General features: G+C 71.8%; 16 protein-coding genes. 9 read left to right on the top strand and 7 right to left on the bottom strand.

Going from position 1 to position 20,973, the window contains the following annotated elements:
• Window positions 1-4: 4 nt before the first annotated feature.
• From BLR04_RS16170 to BLR04_RS16185, 4 genes are read right to left on the bottom strand one after another with little or no spacing between them, the layout of a single operon-like run.
• Window positions 5-1,000, bottom strand: coding sequence for a LacI family DNA-binding transcriptional regulator (locus BLR04_RS16170; RefSeq protein ID WP_090765115.1), 996 nt, complete (start codon window positions 998-1,000; stop codon window positions 5-7).
• Complete coding sequence (locus BLR04_RS16175) at window positions 997-1,875, bottom strand: carbohydrate ABC transporter permease (protein ID WP_090765117.1); 879 nt, start codon at window positions 1,873-1,875, stop codon at window positions 997-999. Before BLR04_RS16175 ends, BLR04_RS16170 begins: the two co-directional genes overlap by 4 nt.
• Window positions 1,875-2,759: a carbohydrate ABC transporter permease gene (locus tag BLR04_RS16180; protein WP_090765120.1), complete on the bottom strand. Its 885-nt coding sequence runs from the start codon at window positions 2,757-2,759 to the stop codon at window positions 1,875-1,877. The genes BLR04_RS16175 and BLR04_RS16180 overlap by 1 nt, the downstream gene beginning before the upstream one ends.
• Window positions 2,756-4,069, bottom strand: a complete 1,314-nt coding sequence (locus BLR04_RS16185) for an ABC transporter substrate-binding protein (RefSeq protein WP_090765123.1) — start codon at window positions 4,067-4,069, stop codon at window positions 2,756-2,758. The genes BLR04_RS16180 and BLR04_RS16185 overlap by 4 nt, the downstream gene beginning before the upstream one ends.
• Window positions 4,070-4,244: 175 nt before the next feature.
• Between BLR04_RS16185 and BLR04_RS16190 the strand changes: the two genes are divergently transcribed.
• The 5 genes from BLR04_RS16190 to BLR04_RS16210 all read left to right on the top strand — a co-directional run bounded on the left by BLR04_RS16190 (window position 4,245) and on the right by BLR04_RS16210 (window position 9,783).
• Complete coding sequence (locus BLR04_RS16190) at window positions 4,245-6,251, top strand: beta-galactosidase (RefSeq protein ID WP_090765126.1); 2,007 nt, start codon at window positions 4,245-4,247, stop codon at window positions 6,249-6,251.
• 99 nt (window positions 6,252-6,350) lie between these two features.
• Entirely contained in the window at window positions 6,351-6,812 is a 462-nt protein-coding gene (locus BLR04_RS16195; protein WP_090765128.1) for an RrF2 family transcriptional regulator, read from the top strand.
• A gap of 43 nt (window positions 6,813-6,855) precedes the next feature.
• Window positions 6,856-8,031, top strand: a complete 1,176-nt coding sequence (locus BLR04_RS16200) for a globin domain-containing protein (RefSeq protein WP_090765132.1) — start codon at window positions 6,856-6,858, stop codon at window positions 8,029-8,031.
• A gap of 27 nt (window positions 8,032-8,058) precedes the next feature.
• Window positions 8,059-8,691 (top strand): nitroreductase family protein, encoded by a 633-nt coding sequence (locus BLR04_RS16205; RefSeq protein WP_090765134.1) that lies wholly within the window; start codon window positions 8,059-8,061, stop codon window positions 8,689-8,691.
• Window positions 8,692-8,742: 51 nt separating this feature from the next.
• The gene (locus BLR04_RS16210; RefSeq protein ID WP_090765137.1) at window positions 8,743-9,783 is read left to right on the top strand and encodes a uroporphyrinogen decarboxylase family protein; all 1,041 of its coding nucleotides are present in this window, start codon (window positions 8,743-8,745) and stop codon (window positions 9,781-9,783) included.
• Between the two features lie 33 nt (window positions 9,784-9,816).
• Here the strand turns inward: BLR04_RS16210 and BLR04_RS16215 are convergent, their stop codons facing one another.
• Both BLR04_RS16215 and BLR04_RS16220 read right to left on the bottom strand, forming a co-directional pair.
• Window positions 9,817-11,208, bottom strand: a complete 1,392-nt coding sequence (locus BLR04_RS16215; protein ID WP_090765140.1) for a GH1 family beta-glucosidase — start codon at window positions 11,206-11,208, stop codon at window positions 9,817-9,819.
• A 421-nt stretch (window positions 11,209-11,629) separates the two neighbouring features.
• Complete coding sequence (locus BLR04_RS16220) at window positions 11,630-12,181, bottom strand: DUF2510 domain-containing protein (protein ID WP_176903114.1); 552 nt, start codon at window positions 12,179-12,181, stop codon at window positions 11,630-11,632.
• Between the two features lie 112 nt (window positions 12,182-12,293).
• Between BLR04_RS16220 and BLR04_RS16225 the strand changes: the two genes are divergently transcribed.
• A complete protein-coding gene (locus BLR04_RS16225; protein WP_090765145.1) occupies window positions 12,294-13,538 on the top strand; it encodes a cation:proton antiporter in 1,245 nt (414 codons plus the stop codon).
• A 65-nt stretch (window positions 13,539-13,603) separates the two neighbouring features.
• Window positions 13,604-14,617 (top strand): lytic transglycosylase domain-containing protein, encoded by a 1,014-nt coding sequence (locus BLR04_RS16230; RefSeq protein WP_090765148.1) that lies wholly within the window; start codon window positions 13,604-13,606, stop codon window positions 14,615-14,617.
• A 30-nt stretch (window positions 14,618-14,647) separates the two neighbouring features.
• Here the strand turns inward: BLR04_RS16230 and BLR04_RS16235 are convergent, their stop codons facing one another.
• Complete coding sequence (locus BLR04_RS16235) at window positions 14,648-18,271, bottom strand: LamG-like jellyroll fold domain-containing protein (RefSeq protein WP_090765151.1); 3,624 nt, start codon at window positions 18,269-18,271, stop codon at window positions 14,648-14,650.
• 356 nt (window positions 18,272-18,627) lie between these two features.
• Here BLR04_RS16235 and BLR04_RS16240 point away from each other — a divergent pair, with 356 nt between their 5' ends.
• Both BLR04_RS16240 and BLR04_RS16245 read left to right on the top strand, forming a co-directional pair.
• Window positions 18,628-19,656, top strand: coding sequence for a LacI family DNA-binding transcriptional regulator (locus BLR04_RS16240; protein WP_090765154.1), 1,029 nt, complete (start codon window positions 18,628-18,630; stop codon window positions 19,654-19,656).
• 54 nt (window positions 19,657-19,710) lie between these two features.
• Complete coding sequence (locus BLR04_RS16245) at window positions 19,711-20,973, top strand: sugar ABC transporter substrate-binding protein (protein WP_090765157.1); 1,263 nt, start codon at window positions 19,711-19,713, stop codon at window positions 20,971-20,973.

Consider the following 20,973-nt stretch of genomic DNA (forward strand, 5'->3'; position numbering starts at 1 on the left):
CGGGTCAGGCCGACGCGCGGATCACCAGCTCGGTCGGCAGGATGACCGGCTCGACGTTCTGCTCGCCGTCGATGAGGGCCAGCAGCAGGCGTACGGTCTCCTGCGCCACCTCGGCCAGCGGCTGGCGGATCGTGGTCAGCGGCGGGTGGGTCGAGACGGCCACCGAGGAGTCGTCGAAGCCGCCCACCGCCACGTCGTCGGGTACCCGGCGGCCGGCGGAGCGCAGCGCGGCGAGCGCGCCCGCCGCCATCAGGTCGGAGGCGACGAAGACGGCGTCGAGATCGGGGGCGCGCTCCAGCAGCTCGGTCATGGCCCGTTCGCCGCTGGCCCGGGTCCAGTCGCCGTGGGCGATCAGCTTCTTGCTGGCCTTGCGGCCGAGCACGTCGGCGAACCCCTCGAGGCGCTGGATGCCGCCCGGCGTGTCCATCGGGCCGGTGATCATGGCGATCCTGCGGCGGCCCTGGGCGACGAAGTACTCGGTCATCTGCCGCGCGCCCAGCCGCTCGTCGGCCGCGGCGTACGGGATGACGCCCTCGCTGCCGACGACGGCGCCGCAGGAGACGGCGGGCGGGCCGGAGCGCAGGGCGTCGATGAACGGGTCGCCGGCGTGGGTGGACATCAGCAGCACGCCGTCGGCGTGGCCGCCGCGGACGTAGCGGACCACGCGCTCGCGGTCGCCCGCGTCGCCCGCCAGCATCATCACCAGCGACATGTCGCGCTCGGCCAGCATCCGGATCGCGATCCGGATGGTCGTGCTGTAGTTGGGGTCCTCGAACAGCTTCTCCTGCGGCTCCGACAGCACCATCACGACCGAACCGGTGCGCTGGGTGACGAGGCTGCGGGCGGCCCGGTTGACGACGTAGCCGGTCTCGGAGATGGCCCGCTCGATCGCCACGCGCGCCTTCGGGCTGACGTACTTGTCGCCGTTGAGCAGGCGCGACACCGTGCCGCGGGACACGCCCGCGGCGGCGGCGACGTCGTGGATCGTGGGGCGTTTCATTTGACGGCTCCGGAGGACAGGTCGGTCCTCCAGTATCGCTGCATCGTGAGGAACAACGCGATCAGCGGCAGGAGCGACAGGAACGCCCCCGTGAGGATGAGGTTGTAGAGCGCCGGCTGGTTGGCCCCCGAGGCGAGCAGCGTGAACAGCCCGACCGTGAGCGGGAACTTCCCGTCGTCGCCGAGCATGATGAACGGCAGCAGGAAGTTGTTCCAGATGGCGACGAACTGGAAGAGGAAGATCGTCACCATGCCCGGGACCATGAGCGGCATCGCCACCCGCGACATCAGCCGCCACTCGCCGGCCCCGTCGATCCGTCCCGCCTCCAGCAGCGAGTCGGGGACGGCCGCGGCCGCGTAGATGCGGGCCAGGTAGATGCTGTACGGATGCAGGATCTGCGGCAGCAGCACGGCCCAGTACGTGTCGGCCAGGCCGATCTTGGAGAAGAGCAGGTACTGCGGGATGGCCAGCACCACCGCGGGCACCAGGATGCCGCCGATGAGCAGGTTGAAGATCAGGCCCCGGCCCGGGAAGCGGTACTTCGCCAGCGTGTAGCCGGAGATCGCCGACACGGCGGTCGACAGCAGCGCGCCGCCGCCCGCGTACAGCAGGGTGTTGCCGGCCCACAGCCAGAACACGCCGTCGCGGTAGGCGAACAGGTCGGTGACGTTGTCGAGGAAGCCGGTGCCGAAGGAGAGCGTCGAGGTGCTGAACAGCTCGCCCGGTGACTTGGTGGCCGCGATCAGGACCCAGATCACCGGGAAGACGCAGTAGAGCGCGCCGATCAGCAGCAGCGCCGTCGGCACGACGCCGAGCGGCCGGCGCCCGCCCGCGGCGCGGTGCCGCGCGGCGACGGTTTCGGTGGGGGTGCTCATCAGCCCTCCCCGAAGGCGCGGTTGCGGACCACGCGCAGGAACCCGAACGACAGGACGAGCGAGATCGCCGCGATGACGATCGAGGTCGCGGCGGCCGAGTACAGGTCGCCGGTGACGAACGCGTCGCGGTAGACCTTCATGAGCGGGCTCCAGGTCGAGCTGATCGTGTTGGTGAGCGGTCGCAGCGTGGTGGGCTCGGTGAACACCTGGATCGTGGCGATGATCGAGAACACCGTCGTCAGGATGATCGCCGGGGTCAGCAGCGGCACCTTCACCCGCAGGGCGATCTGCAGCTCCGAGGCGCCGTCGAGGCGGGCGGCCTCGTACAGGTCGCGGGGGATCGCGCGCAGCGCGGTGTAGAGCACCAGCATGTTGAAGCCGACCCCGCCCCACACCGCCACGTTCGCCATCGAGTACGTGACGGTGGTGGCGCCGAGGAAGTCGACGTCCAGGATCGCCCGGAAGGGGCTGAGCGAGGGCAGGTAGAGGAACCCCCACAGCAGGGTGGCCGCCACGCCCGGCACGGCGTACGGCAGGAAGATGGCGATGCGGGAGAAGCGCGCGAGCCGGACCCGCGTCGCGTCCAGCATGAGCGCGAAGACCAGCGCCAGCCCGAGCATCACGACGAGCACGAGCGTGCCGTAGCCGAGGACGCGCAGCCAGCCCTGCCAGAGCTCGGCGTCGGACAGGGCGGCGGCGAAGTTGTCGAAGCCGACGAACACCTCGCGGCGCGCCCCCTTGCCCAGCCCGAGCCCCGACACCTTGGTCCTGCGCATCGCCAGGTAGACGGTGTAGCCGATGGGCACCGCGAGGAACAGCGTGAACAGCACGATCGCGGGGGTCAGGAAGAGGTACGGCCAGGCCCCCCTGTCCGAGCGCCTCATGCCGCGATCTGGAAGCCGGACTTGCGCATGTCGGTGACCGTGGCGTCCTGAACGGCCTGGATGGCGTCGGCGAACGGGGTCCTGTCGCGCAGCGCCTTGTCGAAGGCGTCCTTGAAGGCGTTGTAGGTCGTGCCGACGTTCGGCCCGAAGGTGAAGCCCCGCGCGCCCGCGGACACGGTGGCGGCCTGCTGCCAGAAGTCGGGCTGGTTGGAGAAGTACTCGGGGGCCTGGCCGAGCGCCGACTGGGCCTTGGTCGTGGCCGGGTAGATCGCGGCCTCCTTGACCAGGAGGTCCACGGCCGCGGGGTCGGTGTTGAGCCAGGTGGCGAACTTCGCGGCGGCGGCCCGGTGCGGCGACGCGGCCGCCACGGCCGTGGACGAGCCGCCCCAGAAGCCGCTGTGGTTCTCGCCGGCGTTCCACTGCGGCAGCGGCGCGACCGCCCACTTGCCCGCGGCCTTCGGCGCGTTGCTCGACAGCACGCCCGGCGCCCACACGGCGGACGGCCACGTGAGCAGCTTGCCGTCGTTCAGTGCCTTGTTCCACTCGGGGGTGAAGTACGGCATGTCGTCGATGGCGCCCTCCTTGACCAGGCCGTCCCAGTACGCGGCGACCTTCTTGGTGGGCTCGTCGGCGATCCCGACCTTCCACGACTCGCCGCTGATCGACCACCACTGAGCGCCGGCCTGCTGGGCGAGGCCGGTGAACGCGCCGGGATCCTTGCTGGAGAAGGTGCCGAGGTGGACCGACGGGTCCTTCTTGCGCACCGCGCGGGCCGCGTCGGCGTACTCCTGCCAGGTCTTCGGGACGTCGATGCCGTACTTGTCGAACAGGTCCTGGCGGTAGAAGAGCATCATGGGGCCGCTGTCCTGCGGGATGCCGTAGACCGCGTCGGTGCCGAGGGTCACCAGCCCCCACAGGCCGTCGCTGAACTCACCCTTGATCGCGGCGGTCTCGTTCTTGAGGTCGGCGACCGCTTCGGCGGCGATGAACGACGGCAGGTGCTGGTACTCCGCCTGCACGAGGTCCGGAGGGTTGCCCGCCTTGGCCGCGGTCAGGAACTTGGCGGCCGCGTCGTCCCCACCCGCCTGCTTGCTCACCGTCACCTGGATGTCGGGATTGGCCGCGTTCCAGACCTTGGTGATCTTGTCCATGTTCGGGGCCCAGGTCCAGTAGGTGAGCGTGACCGGGCCCGCTGCGGCGGCCGCGGGGCTCTGCGCCGCCTCGGGGCCTTCTGGTTCGCTGGATCCGCAGCTCGCGAGGGTGGCCGTGAGGGCGACGGCCAGGACAGCTCCAAGGCGGTGGGCGCGCATGCGTACCTCCATAGGGTTCTGTGAACGTGCACAGAGTGATGCAGCGCCGAAACGGCAGTCAAGTGGTTGTTACGCTCTCGTTAACCTCCTGCTCCATCGCGAAATTTCGGGATAGCGGTTCCCAAAGTGGACGGCAGGGGATTACTGTGCACGTTCACAGACAGGGAGGGGATGGATGTATCCGCAGCGTCCTGCCGGTATCGCCTTCGGCGGGGACTACAACCCGGAACAGTGGCCGCGTGAGGTCCTCGAGGAGGACGTGGCCCTGATGCGCGAAGCCGGGGTCAACCTGGTGAGCCTGGGCATGTTCTCGTGGGCGTTGATGGAGCCCGCGGAGGGGCGCTACGCGTTCGGCTGGCTGGACGAGGTGATCGACCGGCTGCACGCCGCGGGCGTCGCCGTCGACCTGGCCACGCCGACCGCCGCCCCGCCCGCGTGGTTCGTCGCGCGCCACCCCGACGTGCTGCCGGTCAGCAGGGAGGGAAGGCGGATCGGCTTCGGCGGCAGGCAGAGCGCCTGCTCCAGCGCGCCGGCCTTCCGCGAGGCGACCGCGCGCCTGGTGCGCGCCCTGGGCGAGCACTACCGCGACCATCCCGCCGTGGTGATGTGGCACGTGCACAACGAGTACGGCGCGCCGCTCGGCGAGTGCTACTGCGAGCACAGCGTGGCCGCCTGGCGGCAGTGGCTGCGGCGCACCTACCGCGACCTGTCCGCGCTGAACGACGCCTGGGGCACCACGTTCTGGGGCCAGATCTACACCGACTGGTCCGAGATCGACGCCCCGCGCGCCAACCACACGATCGTCAACCCGGCCCAGCGTCTCGACTACGCCCGCTTCAGCGACGCCCAGCACCGCGAGCACTACGCGCTCCAGCGTGACATCCTGCGCGAGCTGACCCCCGGCGTCCCGGTGACCACCAACTTCGCCGGCACCGTCAACTGCAAGTCGACCGACCTGTGGCAGTGGGCCCGCGAGGTCGACGTGATCGCCAACGACCACTACCTGAAGGCCGAGCGGCCGGACAACCACATCGACCTGGCCATGTCCGCCGACCTCGCCCGCTCGGTGGCCGGCGGCGCGCCCTGGATGCTCATGGAGCACTCGGCGGGCGCGGTCAACTGGCAGCCGCGCAACATCGCCAAGCGGCCGGGGGAGATGCGCCGCAACAGCCTCGCCCACGTCGCCCGCGGCTCCGACAGCGTGCTGTTCTTCCAGTTCAGGGCCTCGCGGTTCGGGGCGGAGAAGTTCCACTCCGGGCTCGTGCCGCACGCCGGCACCGACTCCGAGCAGTGGCGGGAGGTCGTCCGGCTGGGCGCCGACCTGCGCAGGCTCGCCGGGGTTCGGGGCAGCGCGGTGCGGGCCGAGGTGGCGCTGGTCTGGGACTGGGAGTCGTACTGGGCGCTGGAGCTGGACTGGCGGCCGTCGGTCGATCTGACGTTCAGGGAGCGGATGGACGCCTTCTACGAGGCACTGTGGCGGGAGCACGTCACGGTGGATTTCGTCCACCCTTCTGCTGATATTTCGAGTTATCGGGTGGTGATCGCGCCGAGCTCGTACCTGCTCACCGAGCACTCCGCCAAGAACCTGCACCGGTACGTCGAGGCGGGCGGTCACCTGCTCGTGTCGTACTTCTCCGGCATCGTGGACGAGCACGACACCATCCACCCGGGCGCCCACCCCGGCGCGCTCCGCGAGCTGCTCGGCCTGTCGATCGAGGAGTTCCACCCGCTGCGCGAGCACGAGACCGTGACTCTCACCGGTGGGGCTCTCGCCGACGGCGACCCGATGAGCGGCACGATCTGGTCCGAGCGGGTCCGCCCGGCGGGCGCGGCCACCGTGCGCCGCTTCGCCGAGGGCCCCGACGCGGGACACCCCGCCGTGACCCGCCACGACCTCGGCGCGGGCACCGCCTGGTACCTCGCCACCGCCCCCGTCACCGGCCTGCGCGAACTGCTCGGACAGGTGCTCGGCCACGCGGGCGTCTCCCGCCCGCACGGCCTGCCCGACACCCTCGAACTGGTACGCAGGGGCGACCACGTCTTCCTGATCAACCACGGCGACCATCCGGTCCAGGTGGAGGGGGTGACCGGCACCGACGTCTTCGACGGTGTCCGCCACGACGGGCCGGTCACCGTCGCGCCAGGAGCGGTGGTGGTCCTCGCCGAGACCCACCGACCCTAGGAGGACCAGCGACGCGTCCGCACCGCACCTGTTGCCGCGCGACCGCTCCTTCCGAGGAGCGGTTGCGCCGCACTCGGGGCGAGCGCCTACGGTGAAGGCATGCGCCTGACCGCCTTCACCGACATCTCCCTGCGCATCGTCATGCGGCTGGCCGTGGCGCGGCCCGACGACCTGCTCACCACCCGGGCCGTGGCCGACGTGGTCGCCGTCCCCTACACGCACGCCGCCAAGGCCGTCGCCCGGCTGAGCGAGCTCGGCGTGGTGGAGGCGCGGCGCGGCCGGGGCGGTGGGATGCATCTCACTCGGACCGGGCGTGACATGACCGTCGGCGCCCTCGTCCGCGCGCTCGAGGGCGAGGGCGACGTGGTGGGCTGCGAGGACGACCCGCCCTGCCCGCTGCGCTCGGCCTGCCGCCTGCGCATGGCGCTGCGTCAGGCCCGGGAGGCCTTCTACGCCTCCCTCGACACGGTCACCGTCGGCTCGCTGGTCGACCAGCCGACCGGGCCGCTGCTTCTGTCGCTGGTAACCCCCGGGGAACGGACCATCGCCACGGCCACATAATATGAATCGCAGATACCAATTTAGGTTGATCTGGGGGTCAAACATGCTGTCGGAAGAGAGCGCGGCGGTCGTCCGCGCCACGCTGCCGCTGGTCGGGACGCACCTCGACGCGATCGCGTCCAGGTTCTACGAGACCATGTTCGCCGATCGTCCCGAACTGCTCGACGGGCTGTTCAACCGGGGCAACCAGCGCAGCGGCGACCAGCGTAAGGCGCTCGCGGGCGCCATCGCGGGGTTCGCGGGCGCGCTGCTGGCCCATCCCGACGAGCGTCCCGACGCGCTGCTGCGGCGCATCGCGCACAAGCACGCCGCCGTGGGCGTGACCGACGACCAGTACGTCGTCGTCCACAAGTACCTGTTCGGGGCGATCGCCGAGGTGCTCGGCGACGTCGTCACCCCCGAGGTCGCCGCCGCATGGGACGAGGTCTACTGGCTGATGGCCGGGGCGCTGATCGCCCTGGAGTCCCGCGTCCACGCCGAGACCGGCACCCGGCCCGGCCACACGTGGCGCACCTGGACGGTCGCCGAGCGGCGCGAGGAGACCGCCGACGCCGTCTCGCTGGTGCTGCGGCCGGTCGGCGACGAGCCGGTGCCGCCCACGCGCCCCGGCCAGTACGTCAGCGTCCGCGTCCGCATGCCCGACGGCGTCCACCAGCTCCGGCAGTACTCCGTGTCCGGCCAGAGCGCAGACGGGCTGCGCCGGATCACCGTCAAGCGGGTGCGCGGCGCCGACGTGCCGGACGGCGAGGTGTCCTCGCTGCTGCACGCCACCGTGCGCGAGGGTGACGAGCTGACCGTGTCGGCGCCGTTCGGCGACGTCGCGCTGGAGGACGGCGACGCGCCGCTCGTGCTCGTCTCGGCCGGCATCGGCTGCACCCCCATCACCGGCATGCTGGAGCACCTGGCCCGCACCGGCGACTCCCGCCAGGTGCTGCTGCTGCACGCCGACCGCTCCCGCGCCGATCACGCCCTGCGCGAGGACATGGAACGCCTCACCGACGCCCTGCCCGCCGCGCGGCGGATCTTCTGGTACGAGGACGATCACGGCCTCATGGACCTGGACGGCGTCGAGATCCCGCAGGGGGCGATCGTCTACCTGTGCGGGCCGGTGCCGTTCATGCGCGTGGCCCGCGGCGCCCTGCTGCGGGCCGGCGTCGCCGCCAGGAACCTGCACTACGAGGTCTTCGGCTCCGACCTCTGGCTGCCGGACGCCGCGTGAGACCGCCGCGGGCGGCATGATGGGCGCATGATGATCGACGACGCGCTCACCACCACCCGCAGCGTACGCAAGCGCCTCGACCTCACCCGCCCCGTGCCGCTCGACCTGGTCAAGGAGTGCCTGGAGATCGCCCTCCAGGCACCCACGGGCGGCAACGCGCAGGGCTGGCACTGGATCGTGGTCACCGACCCCGAGCTGCGCAGGGCCATCGGCGAGCACTACGCCCGCTCCTGGAACCGCTACTACGCCTCCGGCACCTCGGCGGCCTCGCGGTTCGCCGACGACCCGGTGCGGGCGTCGGTGCAGTCGCGGGTGTCCGACAGCGCCGCCTACCTGGGCGAGCACATGGGCGACGTGCCGGTGCTGGTCCTCGGCTGCATCGCCACGCCGGGCGGCCTGCCCGAGGGCAACCAGGCCGGGCTGTGGGGGTCGCTGCTCCCGGCCGCGTGGAGCTACATGCTCGCCGCCCGCGCGCGCGGCCTCGGCACGGCGTGGACGACGCTGCACCTGGCGTACGAGCGTGAGGTCGCCCAGCTGCTCGGCATCCCGGACAACGTCCGCCAGGGCGTGCTCCTGCCGACCGCCTACTACACCGGCGACACCTTCCGGCCCGCCCCGAGGCAGCCGCTGGACGAGGTTCTCCACCTCGACCGCTGGTAACGGCCTCGCCGGTCGCGCACAGTGGAGGGCACGACCGAAACGAGGTGCGCCATGACATCGTTGCCGCTGCTGCCGACCACGCTGGTCGGCAGCTACGCCCAGCCCGACTGGCTGATCGACCGCGCCCGGCTGGCCGGCCGCTTCCCGCCCCGCGTCCGCGCCCGTGAGCTGTGGCGGGTCGCGCCGGAACACCTCGCGCAGGCCCAGGACGACGCCACCGAGCTGGCGATCCTGGCCCAGGAGCGGGCCGGGCTGGACATCGTCACCGACGGCGAGATGCGCCGCGAGAGCTACTCCAACCACTTCGCCACCGCCCTCGACGGCATCGACGTGGACAACCCGGGCACCGCGCTCGACCGCAGCGGGCACCCCAACCCGGTGCCGCGCATCGTCGGCCCCATCCGCCGGACGCGTCCGGTGCAGGTGGACGACCTGCGGTTCCTGCGCGCGCACACCGGCCACGTGGTGAAGATGACCGTTCCCGGGCCGTTCACCATGAGCCAGCAGGCGCAGAACGACCACTATCCGGACGCCGAGTCCGCCGCCATGGACTACGCGGCGGCGGTGAACGCCGAGATCCGCGACCTGTTCGCCGCCGGGGCCGACATCGTCCAGATCGACGAGCCGTACATGCAGGCCCGGCCTGACGCGGCACGCGCGTACGGGCTGGCCGCCCTGAACGCCGCCCTCGACGGGGTCACCGGCACGACGGCGGTGCACATCTGCTTCGGTTACGCGGCGATCATCCACGAGCGGCCGGAGGCGTACTCGTTCCTGCCGGAGCTGGCCGGGTGTCCCGTACGGCAGGTGTCGATCGAGACCGCGCAGTCGGGGCTGGACCTCGGTGTGCTGGCCGACCTGAAGGACAAGACGGTGATCCTCGGCGTGATCGACCTGTCCACGCCCGAGGTGGAGCCGGTGGAGGTGGTGGCCGACCGGGTGCGCCGGGCCTTCGACCGGGTGCCGCCCGACCGGCTGGTCATCTCCACCGACTGCGGCATGAAGTACCTGCCGAGGGCTTCGGCCGAGGGCAAGATGCGCGCCATGGCGGGCGCCGCCCGCCTGCTGCGCGCCGAACTCGGCGTCTCCTGAGGTTCGGGGCCCGCGACCCGCGGGCCCCGAACGTCACTCGGGCAGCTTGCCCGTGGCGACCACGTCGCGGTACCAGTGGGCGCTGTCCTTCCAGGTGCGCTCCATGGTGTCCCGGTCGACGCGGACGATGCCGAAGCGCTTGGCGTACCCGTGGGCCCACTCGAAGTTGTCCATCAGCGACCACACGAAGTAGCCGCGCACGTCGGCACCGCCCGCGATCGCCTCGGCGACCGCCGTCAGGTGACGGCGCAGGTAGTCGACGCGGTCGGCGTCGTGGACCAGGCCGTCCTCGGACACCGGGTCGGGGAACGCCGCGCCGTTCTCGGTGATCATCGTCGGGGTGTCCGGGTAGTCACGGTGCAGGCGCAGCAGCAGCTCGGTCAGGCCGGTCTCGTCGATGTTCCAGCCCATCTCGGTGTACGGCCCCGGCTGCCGGACGAACTCGACGTCCTCGCAGGCGATCCACGGCGAGGCGGCGCCGTCCTGGTGCCCGTCGGAGGTCTCCCGGGACGAGGAGCCGTCCCATTGGCGGACCAGGGTGGGGTTGTAGTAGTTCACGCCCAGCACGTCGATCGGCTGGCAGGCGGCGGCCTCGTCGCCGTCGCGCACGAACGACCAGTCGGTCACCGACGCGGTGTCCTCGATGAGGTCGCGGGGGTAGGCGCCCTCCAGCATCGGCCCGAGGAACGCGCGGTTGGCGAGGGCGTCCGCCCGCCGTACGGCGTCGGCGTCGCGCTCGGACACGCCGCGCACGTGGTGCAGGTTGAGCGTCACCGACATCTGCGCGTCCTTGGCGGCGGACGCGCGCAGCGCCTGGACGGCCAGGCCGTGGCCGAGGTTGAGGTGGTGCACGGCGGCCAGCGCGGCGGCGGGCTCGGTGCGGGCCGGGGCGTGCACGCCGGAGGCGTAGCCCAGGTACGCCGAGCACCACGGCTCGTTCAGCGTGATCCAGGTGTGCACGCGGTCGCCGAGCGCGTCGCCCATGAGGCGCGCGTAGTCGGCGAAGCGGGCCGCGGTGTCGCGGTGCGGCCAGCCGCCCGCGTCCTCCAGCTCCTGCGGCAGGTCCCAGTGGTAGAGCGTGGCCACCGGGGCGATGTTGCGCGCCAGCAGGCCGTCCACGAGCCGCGAGTAGAAGTCGACGCCGGGGGCGTTGGCCGGGCCGCGCCCGCCCGGCTGCACGCGGGGCCAGGAGATGGAGAAGCGGTAGGCCCCGACGCCGAGCGCGGCCAGGATGTCGAGGTCCTCCTCCAGGCGGTGGTAGTGGTCGCAGGCCACGTCGCCGGTGTCGCCGCGCGCGACCAGGCCGGGCGTGTGGGAGAAGGTGTCCCAGATGGACGGCGTGCGGCCGTCCTCGTTCCAGGCTCCCTCGACCTGGTAGGCGGCGGTGGCGGTGCCCCAGAGGAAGTTCTCGGGGAAGGAAGGCATGTCACTCCTTGACGCGGTGGACGGGGGCTTCATGAGGTTGGTGGGAGCGCTCCCACACGCGCGGCCGCCGAGGGTGGGCCGGTGCGGGGGCGTCCGGGGATACGCGCGTTCGCGGGGTCAGGCGGGGGAGAAGCGGCACCGGCGTGCCGCGCGCCCGGCGCGGCGGCGAGGCCGGACGCGGGGCAGCGCACGGATCGGAGGCCGAACACGGCGCTGGGCACTGTGCCGAACGCGGTGCCGAACGCGGCGCTGAGCGCGGTCTGCGCGCGTGCGGGCGCGTCACGCAACGAGGTCATCCCACTCCGGCCCTGGCGCTCGGCCGGCGGGCCGATGAGCGAGTCGAACGTTTCACACAACCTAAAGTCCGGTTTGTGCGCATGTCAATGCCGTCGATCCGGGCCGTCCGGAACGGCCGCGTGGATCAGCTCGCGCGGACGCACTCACCGGTGAACGCGCCCTCCCCGGCGGGGTACTCGACCCGCACGCCCTTCTCCAGGAAGGCGTCGGGAAGCGCGGAGCAGAACTCCCAGCGTTCGGATGAGCGCGCCTTCCCGGTGGGCGCGTCGGCGTACGTGGCGAGCTGGTCGAGGACGTCGCCCATGTCCTCCCGCCTGACCTCCTGGCCCGTCGGCATCACGAGGAGTACCGGGTTCTCGTCGGTGATGACGGCCACCGCCACCGCGGCCCCCCAGCCGAGCCCCGCGAGCGCCGCGAGCGCCGTGACGGCGACCAGCCACTTCGCCGCCCTGCTCATGCCCTTCCTGGGCGCACCAGGAGCGGCGGGCGCGCCGGGCACACCGGGGGCGGCGTGCCCGGCTTGCGGTGACGGCGGCCGGCCGTCCCGGGGCAGGGGAGCCGTCCGGGACGTCCAGCCTGAGCCGTCCCAGTAACGCAGGCGGTCCCCGCCGCCCGGGTCGCGGTAGAAGCCGGGCTCGGGCAGGTCGGGAGGGAGCGGTAACTGTGCCGTGTCCACGGTGGGTCTCCCGTCCTCGCTGTGCCGGTGCGAAGGCACGCTAGCAAGATGTGGCCGGGCTCGCCTACGGCGAGAAGGCGTAGCGCGTGATCTACCGGGCAGTGGGGCGGGGATGTCCCCCTTTGACCTTGTGCTGGCGCTCGGCGGAGGCGCCGCGCTGCTCGCCGCGATCCTGCCCGAGGCCATCGCCGGCCGTCCCGTGTCCCTGCCCCTGGTGTGTCTCGTCGCCGGGCTCGTCGTGTTCGCGCTGCCGATCGGGCTGCCCGAGCCCGACCCGATCACCCACCGGGTGGCGCTGGAGCACATCACCGAGCTGTGCGTGGTCATCTCCCTCATGGGCGCCGGCCTGGCGATCAACCGCCGCGCGGGGCCGCGCGGCTGGTCGACCACCTGGCGGCTGCTCGGGCTGGCCATGCCGCTCACCGTGGCGGGGGTGGCGCTCGCCGCGACCGGCGTCGCGGGCTGGCCGATCGGCTCGGCGCTGCTGCTCGGCGCCGTCCTCGCGCCCACGGACCCGGTGCTGGCCTCCGACGTGCACGTCGGCGAGCCCGCGGACGCCGAGAACGCCGACGACGAGGTCCGTTTCGCCCTCACCTCGGAGGCAGGTCTCAACGACGGGCTCGCCTTCCCCTTCGTGTACGCCGCCATCGCCGTGGCCGCGGCCGGCGGGACCGGCTGGCTGGGGGAGTGGGCGCTGGCCGACGTGCTCTACCGGACCGTGGCCGGGCTCCTGTCCGGCCTGCTCATCGGCTACCTGCTGGGCCGGCTGTTCTTCCGCGCCCGCACGAACGGCGTGCGCCTGTCGGAACGCCGCGACGGGTTCGTCGCGCTGGCCGCCACGCTCCTCGCGTACGGGGTGACGGAACTCCTGCACGGCTACGGCTTCGTGGCGGTGTTCGTGACCGCGTGCGCCATCCGGCGGGCGGAGTTCGGGCACGGCTACAACAACGTCCTGCACGGCTTCGTCGATCAGCTGGAACGGCTGCTCACGGCCTGGCTGCTGCTCCTGCTCGGGGGCTTCGTCATGACCGGCGGCCTGGCGGCGCTCACCTGGCGCGGCGCCGCCGTCGGGCTGCTGCTGCTGCTGGTGATCAGGCCGCTGGCGGGCTGGCTGACCCAGTGGCGCGGTCCCGCAGGGCCCAGGGAACGGCTGGTGATCTCGTTCTTCGGCATCCGGGGGATCGGGTCGCTGTTCTACCTCGCGTACGCGCTCGGCCAGGCCGACTTCGGCGTCCCCGCCGACGAGCTGTGGGCCGTCACCGGCTTCACGGTGGTCGCCTCCGTCGTGCTCCACGGCGTCACGGCCACCCCCGTGATGGCCCGGGTGGACGCCGTACGCGAGCGAACCTCCCCGTGACGGCGGCACACCGGCTTCGTCCGGTGCAGGGAAAGGGCGGGACGCGGTCGGTAGGTTGGCGCTCCATGGACGAACGTCACCCCCACCGCTCGCCGCCCGTCGCGGCCGCCGTGCTCACCGCAGTGCTCACCGCAGTGCCCACCGCCGTGCTCACCGCAGTGCTCACCGTCGTGCTCACCGGAGCCGCGGCCTGCGGGACGTCGTCCGCCGGCGCCCCGGCAGCGCGGCCACCCGCGACCTCGCCGGAAGCCGTGACCACCACAGGCGGCCCCTCGCCACCGGCCACCACCATCGGCAGCCCGGCCACGGCGCAGCCGCCGCCCCGCCCTGGGGCGAGGCTGCCGAAGAGCCCCACCGCGCTGGCAACGGCGGTGCGGGAGACCACCGCGCGGCTCGGCGACGCCGTCGACGCCTGGATCGGTGGCCGCGAGGCAGCCCCCGGCGAGCCGCCAGAGGACGTCGTGCTGCTCGCCCTCCACCAGCAGCGCCTCTACCGCCACGCCGCCCGCCACCCCGACCTCGCCTCCCGGGCCTTCGCCCGGCTGCACAGGCAGCTGAAGGCACAGGCCACGGACAACACGGAGGCGATCCGCGAACTGCTCGCCCTGGCCCGCCCGATCAGCCCGGACGCGGTCTTCAGAACCCGGCGGCCCCGTCCGGCGGCCGAACTGCTCGGCCACTTCGAACGGGCCGAGCGCCGGTTCGGGGTCGAGTGGGAGGTGCTCGCGGCGGTGATGTTCGCCGAGACGAAGTTCGGCCGGGTGCGCTCCGACAGCCACGCCGGGGCCCAGGGCCCCATGCAGTTCATGCCGGCCACCTGGCGGGCGTACGGCATGGGCGGCGACGTCCAGGACCCGCGCGACGCCGTCATGGGGGCGGCCCACTACCTGAAGGCGTCCGGCGCGCCCGGCGACTACCGGCGCGCGCTGTACGCCTACAACCCGTCGCGGGCGTACGTCGAGGCGATCCAGCGGTACGCCCGCCAGATGAGGCGCGACCCGCGCGCCTACTACGCGTACTACAACTGGCAGGTGTTCATGCTGACCACGGCGGGTGAACGCCGGTTGACCGGTCCCTGAGCGAAGGCCGCTCAGGGACCGGTCGTCAGGTCAGCGGCTGTAGGGCGCGACCGTGACGCTGTCGATCACCGGGGCGTACTGCGAACGCAGCAGCACTCCGGGGAACGTCTCCGACGCGTACGTCGTGCCGTCGAAGTTCGGCGTCTCCTCGCTGGAGAAGCGGACCGTGTTGGCTCCCTTCTTGAGCTTCACCGGGACCGTCAGCTCCCAGAAGTTGTTCTCGTGGAACGTGTGCGGGAACAGCACGCGCTGCGGGGCGGCGCCGTTCACCGCGATGTCGGCGCGCCGGGCCAGCGGGTCGGGGTTGTAGTGCGTGGCGGGCGACTGCTCCGGGTTGGAGTAGCGCACGCGCATCGCGTAGGTGCCGGCGGCGTCCGCCCGTACGGTGAAGGTGAGCGTGTTGTCGTTGCCCGGCTCACCGCCGATCCCGGTCACCGCCGCCTGGCCGCCGGCCAGCGACAGCGGCGAGACCTGAGCCGTGCCCGTGAGCCGGGCCGACTCCGCCTCGTAGACGGTCGCCGGCAGCGCGTCGGGCGCCGGGCGCACCTCCAGGCGGTCGACGAGCGTCGTGGCCGCCTTGCCGGTGACCGTGACCTTGTTGACGCCACCCGCCAGCGACACCGTCGCGGTGGCGGCGCCGCGCCTGGCGTGGCCCAGCACCTCCACCCCGTTGACGGCCATCTTCGCCTGGCCGGGCCCGAACAGCTTGAGGTCGAGGACGGCGGCGGCGTCCTCGGCCGAGTAGACCCAGAACGTCGCCGACTTGCCGCGCGCGACCGCCGCGGCACCCGAGCCGGAGACCCCCGCGCCCTTCACGTCGTACGCCGTGCCGGCTCCGTGCAGCGTGGCCAGCTCGCCCTCGTAGACCGAGGTCGCGCCGGCCGGGTTCGGCAGCGACAGGTGGATCCGGTCGACGATCGCGTCGCCCCGGGTGGCCTTCGACCCGTCGAGGCTGCGCGCGGCCAGGGAGATGACGTGCCTGCCCGCGGTGAGCTCGACCGTGGTGTCGGCGTGGTCCCACACCACCCACTTGTAGCCGAGGGGCAGGAACATCTCCTGCTCCGCGCCGCCGTCCACGCGGACGAAGACGTTGGTCGGCCCCTGCTCGGCCACCCGGTCGAAGGTGTTGAGCGAGTTGGCGAAGACGCTCAGGTCGTAGCGCCCGGCCTGCGGAACGTCGACGGTGAAGTCGAGCACGACGTCCGAGCCGGTGCGCAGGCCGCCGACGTCGTAGCCGCCGGAGGTGTAGAACTTCGACACGTCGGACGGCGAGCCCTCGGGCCCGTTGCGGCTGTAGCCGCCGCCGGTGTACGCCGCGTCCTCCGCCTCGTACGACCGCTCCCAGAGCTTCGGCGGCTGCGCCGTCGCGGTGCCGGTCCCGGCGGGCGACAGCACGATCTCGTACGCCGACGACTCCTCCAGCCTCGGCAGGTCGCCCTCGCCGAAGTTGAGGACCACCGCGCCGTTCTCGACGGTGACGTCACGCTCGGCGATGAGCTCGGGCTGCGACGAGTCGCCGATCTGCCCGGTCCACGGGATCTCCCTGACCCAGGCGTGCAGCGTGCGGCCGAGGACGTCCTCGGGGACGTTCTCGAAGCGGATGTGCCCGGCGCTGCTGGCGCCGCCGATCAGCGCGCGCGCCTGCTTCTTGGCCGGGTCGAGCGTCGCCACGCCCTGGAGGGTGTAGTTCTGGCCAGGGAACGGCGGCGTGACCTCGACGGTGTGGCCGGACATCTGGCCGTAGGCGTTCAGCAGCCACCACTGGCCGTTGCCCCGGTTGGCCTGCACGGCCGAGTCGGACAGGTTGCCGTCGATGTTCCAGTACGCGATGTCGGCGTCCACCTTCGACTCCTCGATGGCCGAGACCCACTGGATCATCTGGCCGGGCACCGAGGTGTGGTAGTTGAAGGCGTACTCGTTGATGTTGATCGGCAGCTTCCTGCCGGCGTGGCTCGTGCCGGCGAAGACCTCGGCCTCCATCTCGCGGTAGCGCTTCACGCTGGAGCGCACCTGCTCGGGGTGGCTGAGCTCGTGCCAGGTCATCACGTCGGGCACGGTGCCCGCCTCGACCGTGTGCTCCAGGAAGCCCTTGACCTGCGAGTACAGCACGCTGGTGTTCGGCCCCGCGATGCGGGCGTCCGGCAGCGCGCCCTTGATGAGGGCGTACACCTCGTCCCACGCCCGGAAGTAGTCGCGCGGGTCGTTGAGCCAGCTGACGCCGTTGTAGCTCCACTGGCCGGTGCCGAACATGTTGCCCTCGGGCTCGTTGAACGGCACGAAGACGATGTTGTCCTGATATTTCGGGTCGAGCTGCCCGACCTGCGCGACCTGCTTGGCGATCTTCTGCCGGTACAGGTCGAACTTCTCCTCCGGCGTGCTGCCCGGCCACTGGTAAGGGAAGCCGCGGTGGATGTCGGTCATGTAGATGTACACGTCGCCGTCGGTGCTGTCGGCCAGCGGCTTGACCACCTCCAGGGCGTCGGCGCCGGGGTGCTGCGGGCCGTCCTGGGCCTTGGTCGACACCGTGCGCAGGTTCATGCCCTCGATGAGGTTGTTCGTCGGGACGCCGGGGCCGTAGAGCCCGTACAGGGTGCCGGACGCGCCGCCGTGGAAGGCGCCGGTGTCCTTGGCCAGGTCGATGACGAGCCGCCCCTCGCGGACCACCGTCACCTCGGCGGTGACCGGTCGGCCGGCGGCCGAGCCGGTGACGGTGAACGTCCCGGCGGCGGCGTAGCTGTCCGGGTCGACGGACGACCACGTGACCGGCACGTCGCGGTCGTAGCCGTCGGAGAAGGTGGCGCGGACCGCGGGCGGCAGCGTGGGCGCGGTGCCGACGGTCGTCCGCACGTCGTAGGTGTCGCGGCTGAGCCCGGTCGGCGTCGCGGGCGTGCCGCCGGCCAGCTCGGCCACCTGCTCGGCGGTCAGCGCCGCGGCGTAGACGCGGAAGTCGTCGATCGCGCCGTCGAACAGCGGGTCCGGGTAGAAGGAGCGCCCGATGAACCCGGCGGACGTCGCCGCGTCGTCGATCAGCTGCGCCGCCGTGATCGTCGTGGGGGCGGAGGAGACGGCGGCTCCGTCGAGGTAGGTCGTGACGCGGCGGGCCGTCGTGTCGAGGGTGACGGTCAGCGTCTTCCACGCGTTCGCGGGCAACGGCGCGTAGCCGGTGACCTGGGCCTCGGCGCCGCCGCCCGAGGTGGTGACCGCCGTGCGCAGCCGCCCGTCGCCGTTGTACGGCGTGCTGAACAGGTAGCGGACGTTGTCCTTGCCCAGCGCGTAGATCCACTGCCACGGGGCCGTGGTGCCGTCCCACCGCACCCGCGTGGACACGGTCAGGTCGGTCCTGCCCTTGAGCGCGGCCGCCGGCAGCCTGACGTACGCGCCGTCGGAGGTCGACGCGCCGCCGGGCAGGCTCAGCGCGTGCCCGCCCGCCGCGCCGTCCACCAGCGCGGCGGTGGCGGCGTTGACGAGCTCGCCGTCCAGGCCGTTGCCTGAGGTGTCGGTGATGGTTCCGGTGGTGAGGTCGTCGGCGTCGAAGTCGTAGGTGAGGACGGGTTCCGGCGCGGCGGCTGCGGCCGCCACCCCAGTGGTCAGGGATAGGGCCAGGGCGGCCGGGAGGATTCCGGCTAAGGCCCTGGTGATGCTCGGGAATGCCATGGCGAAGTCCCTTGATGTGAGCGCTAACACGACTGAGGGAGCGGAGTTGGCGACGCGATCGAAGGGTTGCGCGTAGGTTACGAAGCCATGCCGTCGCCGTCAATGGGAAAGATCGCCCACGTTTCCGGCATGTCACGATTTGGCATCGGCGGCTGTACGCACCCTTGACGTCCGCCGCCGTTCAGGACAACAGTCGAGCCCACATCGTTGAACCGGTTCGCCTGGTCTCAGAGATCGCGACTCGCCCTCCGACGCGGGGGCGCTCGTCCTTCCCGAGGACCAGGCCGATCCGGCCGGCGATGCGAGGGAGCGGTGCGACGCAATCATCGAACCGGTTCGACAATCAGGAGGTGTAAGTGGCGACGATCGCGGACGTGGCCCGGGAGGCCGGGGTGAGCCGCAGCACGGCGTCCTACGCGCTGTCCGGCAAGCGGCCCATCTCGGAGGAGGTGCGCCGGCGCGTGCTGGCCGCCGCCGAGGCGCTCGCGTACACGCCGAACGCCGGCGCCCGTGCGCTCGCCACCGCCCAGACCAAGGTTCTCGGTCTGCTCGCCCAGTTCCACGAGGACGAATTCGCGCCCGCGATGATGCAGTACATCCTGGGCGTCACGAACACCGCACGCGACCTGGGCTACGACACGCTGCTCGTCACCGAGGCCGACGGGGTACGGGCGCTGCGGCGCGTCACCGACTCCCGCATGGTCGACGGCGTCGTGTTGATGAACATCGCCCACGACGACGCCCGCCTGCCCGTCCTGCGCGCCGCGCCGCAGCCCGGCGCCCTGGTCGGGTTCCCTGGCGACTGTTCCGGGCTCGACGTGTTCGACCTGGACTTCGAGGAGACCGGGCGGGTCATGGTCGAGCACCTGCACCGGCTCGGTCACCGCGAACTCATCCTGGTCTCCCATCCGGAGCACGTGGTGGAGCGGGGCGGGGCGTACGTGTGGCGCCTGCGCGACGCGGCGCTCGAACGCGCCCGTCAGCTCGGCGTCATCCTGCACGCCGCCTACGGCGAGTCCCGGCAACCCGCCGTGGGACGCCTGCTCCACCACCTGCTCGACACCTACCCGGCGGCGACCGGCCTGCTGATCAACAACGAGGCGGCCGCCGCGGCGCTGCCCTCGGTCACCTACGAGCGGGGGCTGCGGGTGCCCGGCGACCTGTCGGTCATCGGGCGCTACTCCGCCGACTTCGCCGCCACCTTCTCCCTTCCCTACTCGTTCGTCGAGAGCGCGCCCGACCGCCTGGGCGCCATGGCGGTGCGCCAGCTCGTGCGCCGCGTGGAGTCGCAGGCGGCCAGGCAAGAGCCGTTCGTGGTGCGCTTCATCTCGCCAGAACTCGTCTCCCGGGACAGCACCGCGCCCCCGCGGCCGTCCCGCGCCTGACCCGCAGAACTTTCCGGCACGCTCCCGACGTGAGCGTTAACTTTGGAGGAATCGATGAACCGTCCGTCGATGTCCAGGGCGACGGTCCTCGGAACCGCCGTCCTGGCGGCGTCCACCCTCGCCGCCTGCGCCTCCGCGCCGCCGCAGGGCGGCGCCGACAGCGCCGCTCCCGGCGGCGCCTACACGTGGTGGGACCCCTACCCGCAGCACGACGCCTCGTCGGCGTGGGCCAAGCGGGTGAACTCCTGCGGGCAGCAGGCCGGCGTCACCATCGAGCGCACCGCCTACGACACGACCGCGCTCACGAACCAGGCCCTGCTCGCCGGTCAGGAGGGCAACCCGCCGGACGTCATCCTCCTCGACAACCCCGCCGTCTCGACGCTCGCCGACGCCGGGATGCTCACCACCATGGACGAGCTCGGCCTCGAGACCGCCAGGTTCGACAAGAACCTCATCGCCGCCGGAGAACTGGACGGCAAGACGTACGGCATCCCCATCGGGGCGAACACCCTCGCCCTCTACTACAACAAGAAGATCCTGGACGACGCGGGCGTCGACCCTGCCTCGATCAAGGACTGGGCCTCGCTGGACGCGGCGCTGAAGAAGATCAAGGCCGCCGGCAAGAAGCCGATCACCTTCGCGGGCATCGGCACCGAGGAGGGCTCGTTCCAGTTCCTGCCGTGGTTCTGGGGCGCCGGCGCGCAGCTCACCAAGCTCGACTCGCCCGAGGCCGTCGCGGCGCTGGAGCTGTGGAACTCCTGGGTCAAGGACGGCATCGCGCCGAACTCGGTGCTCAGCAACTCGCAGAACACCACCTGGGAGGAGTTCCTGACCGGGGAGTTCGGCTTCGCGGAGAACGGCACCTGGCAGATCAACAGCGCTGCGGAGGCCGGCTTCCCGACCGGCGTCGTGCAGATCCCCGGCAAGGACGGCGGCGTCGCGCCGACCCCCACCGGCGGCGAGTTCATCACGGTGCCCGCGCAGAAGGACACCGGGCGCTACGACGTCACCAAGAAGATCCTCGAGTGCATGACCACGCCCGAGGGACTCGTGGAGACCGGTACGACGTTCGCGTACTACATCCCCTCCACCGCCGAGGGACAGGAGCAGATCCTCGGCAAGGAGCCCGAGCTGAAGCCGTGGGTGGACGCCGTCCGCAGCGCCAAGGGCCGCACCAGCGACAACCTCGGCACGAAGTACCCGAAGATCTCCGAGGCGCTGTGGACCGGCGTGCAGAAGGCGCTGAGCGGTTCGGCGAGCCCCGCCGACGCGCTCAAGGACGCGCAGGCCAAGGCCCAGCAGGCCACCGGCGAATAA

The organism is Nonomuraea maritima (assembly GCF_900100395.1).
Lineage (GTDB): Bacteria > Actinomycetota > Actinomycetes > Streptosporangiales > Streptosporangiaceae > Nonomuraea > Nonomuraea maritima.

Excerpts from the sequence above, each read along its gene's own strand:
- BLR04_RS16170 (WP_090765115.1), bottom strand. The coding sequence starts at position 1,000 with ATGAAACGCCCCACGATCCACGACGTCGCCGCCGCCGCGGGCGTGTCC.
- BLR04_RS16175 (WP_090765117.1), bottom strand. The coding sequence starts at position 1,875 with ATGAGCACCCCCACCGAAACCGTCGCCGCGCGGCACCGCGCCGCGGGC.
- BLR04_RS16180 (WP_090765120.1), bottom strand. The coding sequence starts at position 2,759 with ATGAGGCGCTCGGACAGGGGGGCCTGGCCGTACCTCTTCCTGACCCCC.
- BLR04_RS16185 (WP_090765123.1), bottom strand. The coding sequence starts at position 4,069 with ATGCGCGCCCACCGCCTTGGAGCTGTCCTGGCCGTCGCCCTCACGGCC.
- BLR04_RS16190 (WP_090765126.1), top strand. The coding sequence starts at position 4,245 with ATGTATCCGCAGCGTCCTGCCGGTATCGCCTTCGGCGGGGACTACAAC.
- BLR04_RS16195 (WP_090765128.1), top strand. The coding sequence starts at position 6,351 with ATGCGCCTGACCGCCTTCACCGACATCTCCCTGCGCATCGTCATGCGG.
- BLR04_RS16200 (WP_090765132.1), top strand. The coding sequence starts at position 6,856 with ATGCTGTCGGAAGAGAGCGCGGCGGTCGTCCGCGCCACGCTGCCGCTG.
- BLR04_RS16205 (WP_090765134.1), top strand. The coding sequence starts at position 8,059 with ATGATGATCGACGACGCGCTCACCACCACCCGCAGCGTACGCAAGCGC.
- BLR04_RS16210 (WP_090765137.1), top strand. The coding sequence starts at position 8,743 with ATGACATCGTTGCCGCTGCTGCCGACCACGCTGGTCGGCAGCTACGCC.
- BLR04_RS16215 (WP_090765140.1), bottom strand. The coding sequence starts at position 11,208 with ATGCCTTCCTTCCCCGAGAACTTCCTCTGGGGCACCGCCACCGCCGCC.
- BLR04_RS16225 (WP_090765145.1), top strand. The coding sequence starts at position 12,294 with ATGTCCCCCTTTGACCTTGTGCTGGCGCTCGGCGGAGGCGCCGCGCTG.
- BLR04_RS16230 (WP_090765148.1), top strand. The coding sequence starts at position 13,604 with ATGGACGAACGTCACCCCCACCGCTCGCCGCCCGTCGCGGCCGCCGTG.
- BLR04_RS16235 (WP_090765151.1), bottom strand. The coding sequence starts at position 18,271 with ATGGCATTCCCGAGCATCACCAGGGCCTTAGCCGGAATCCTCCCGGCC.
- BLR04_RS16245 (WP_090765157.1), top strand. The coding sequence starts at position 19,711 with ATGAACCGTCCGTCGATGTCCAGGGCGACGGTCCTCGGAACCGCCGTC.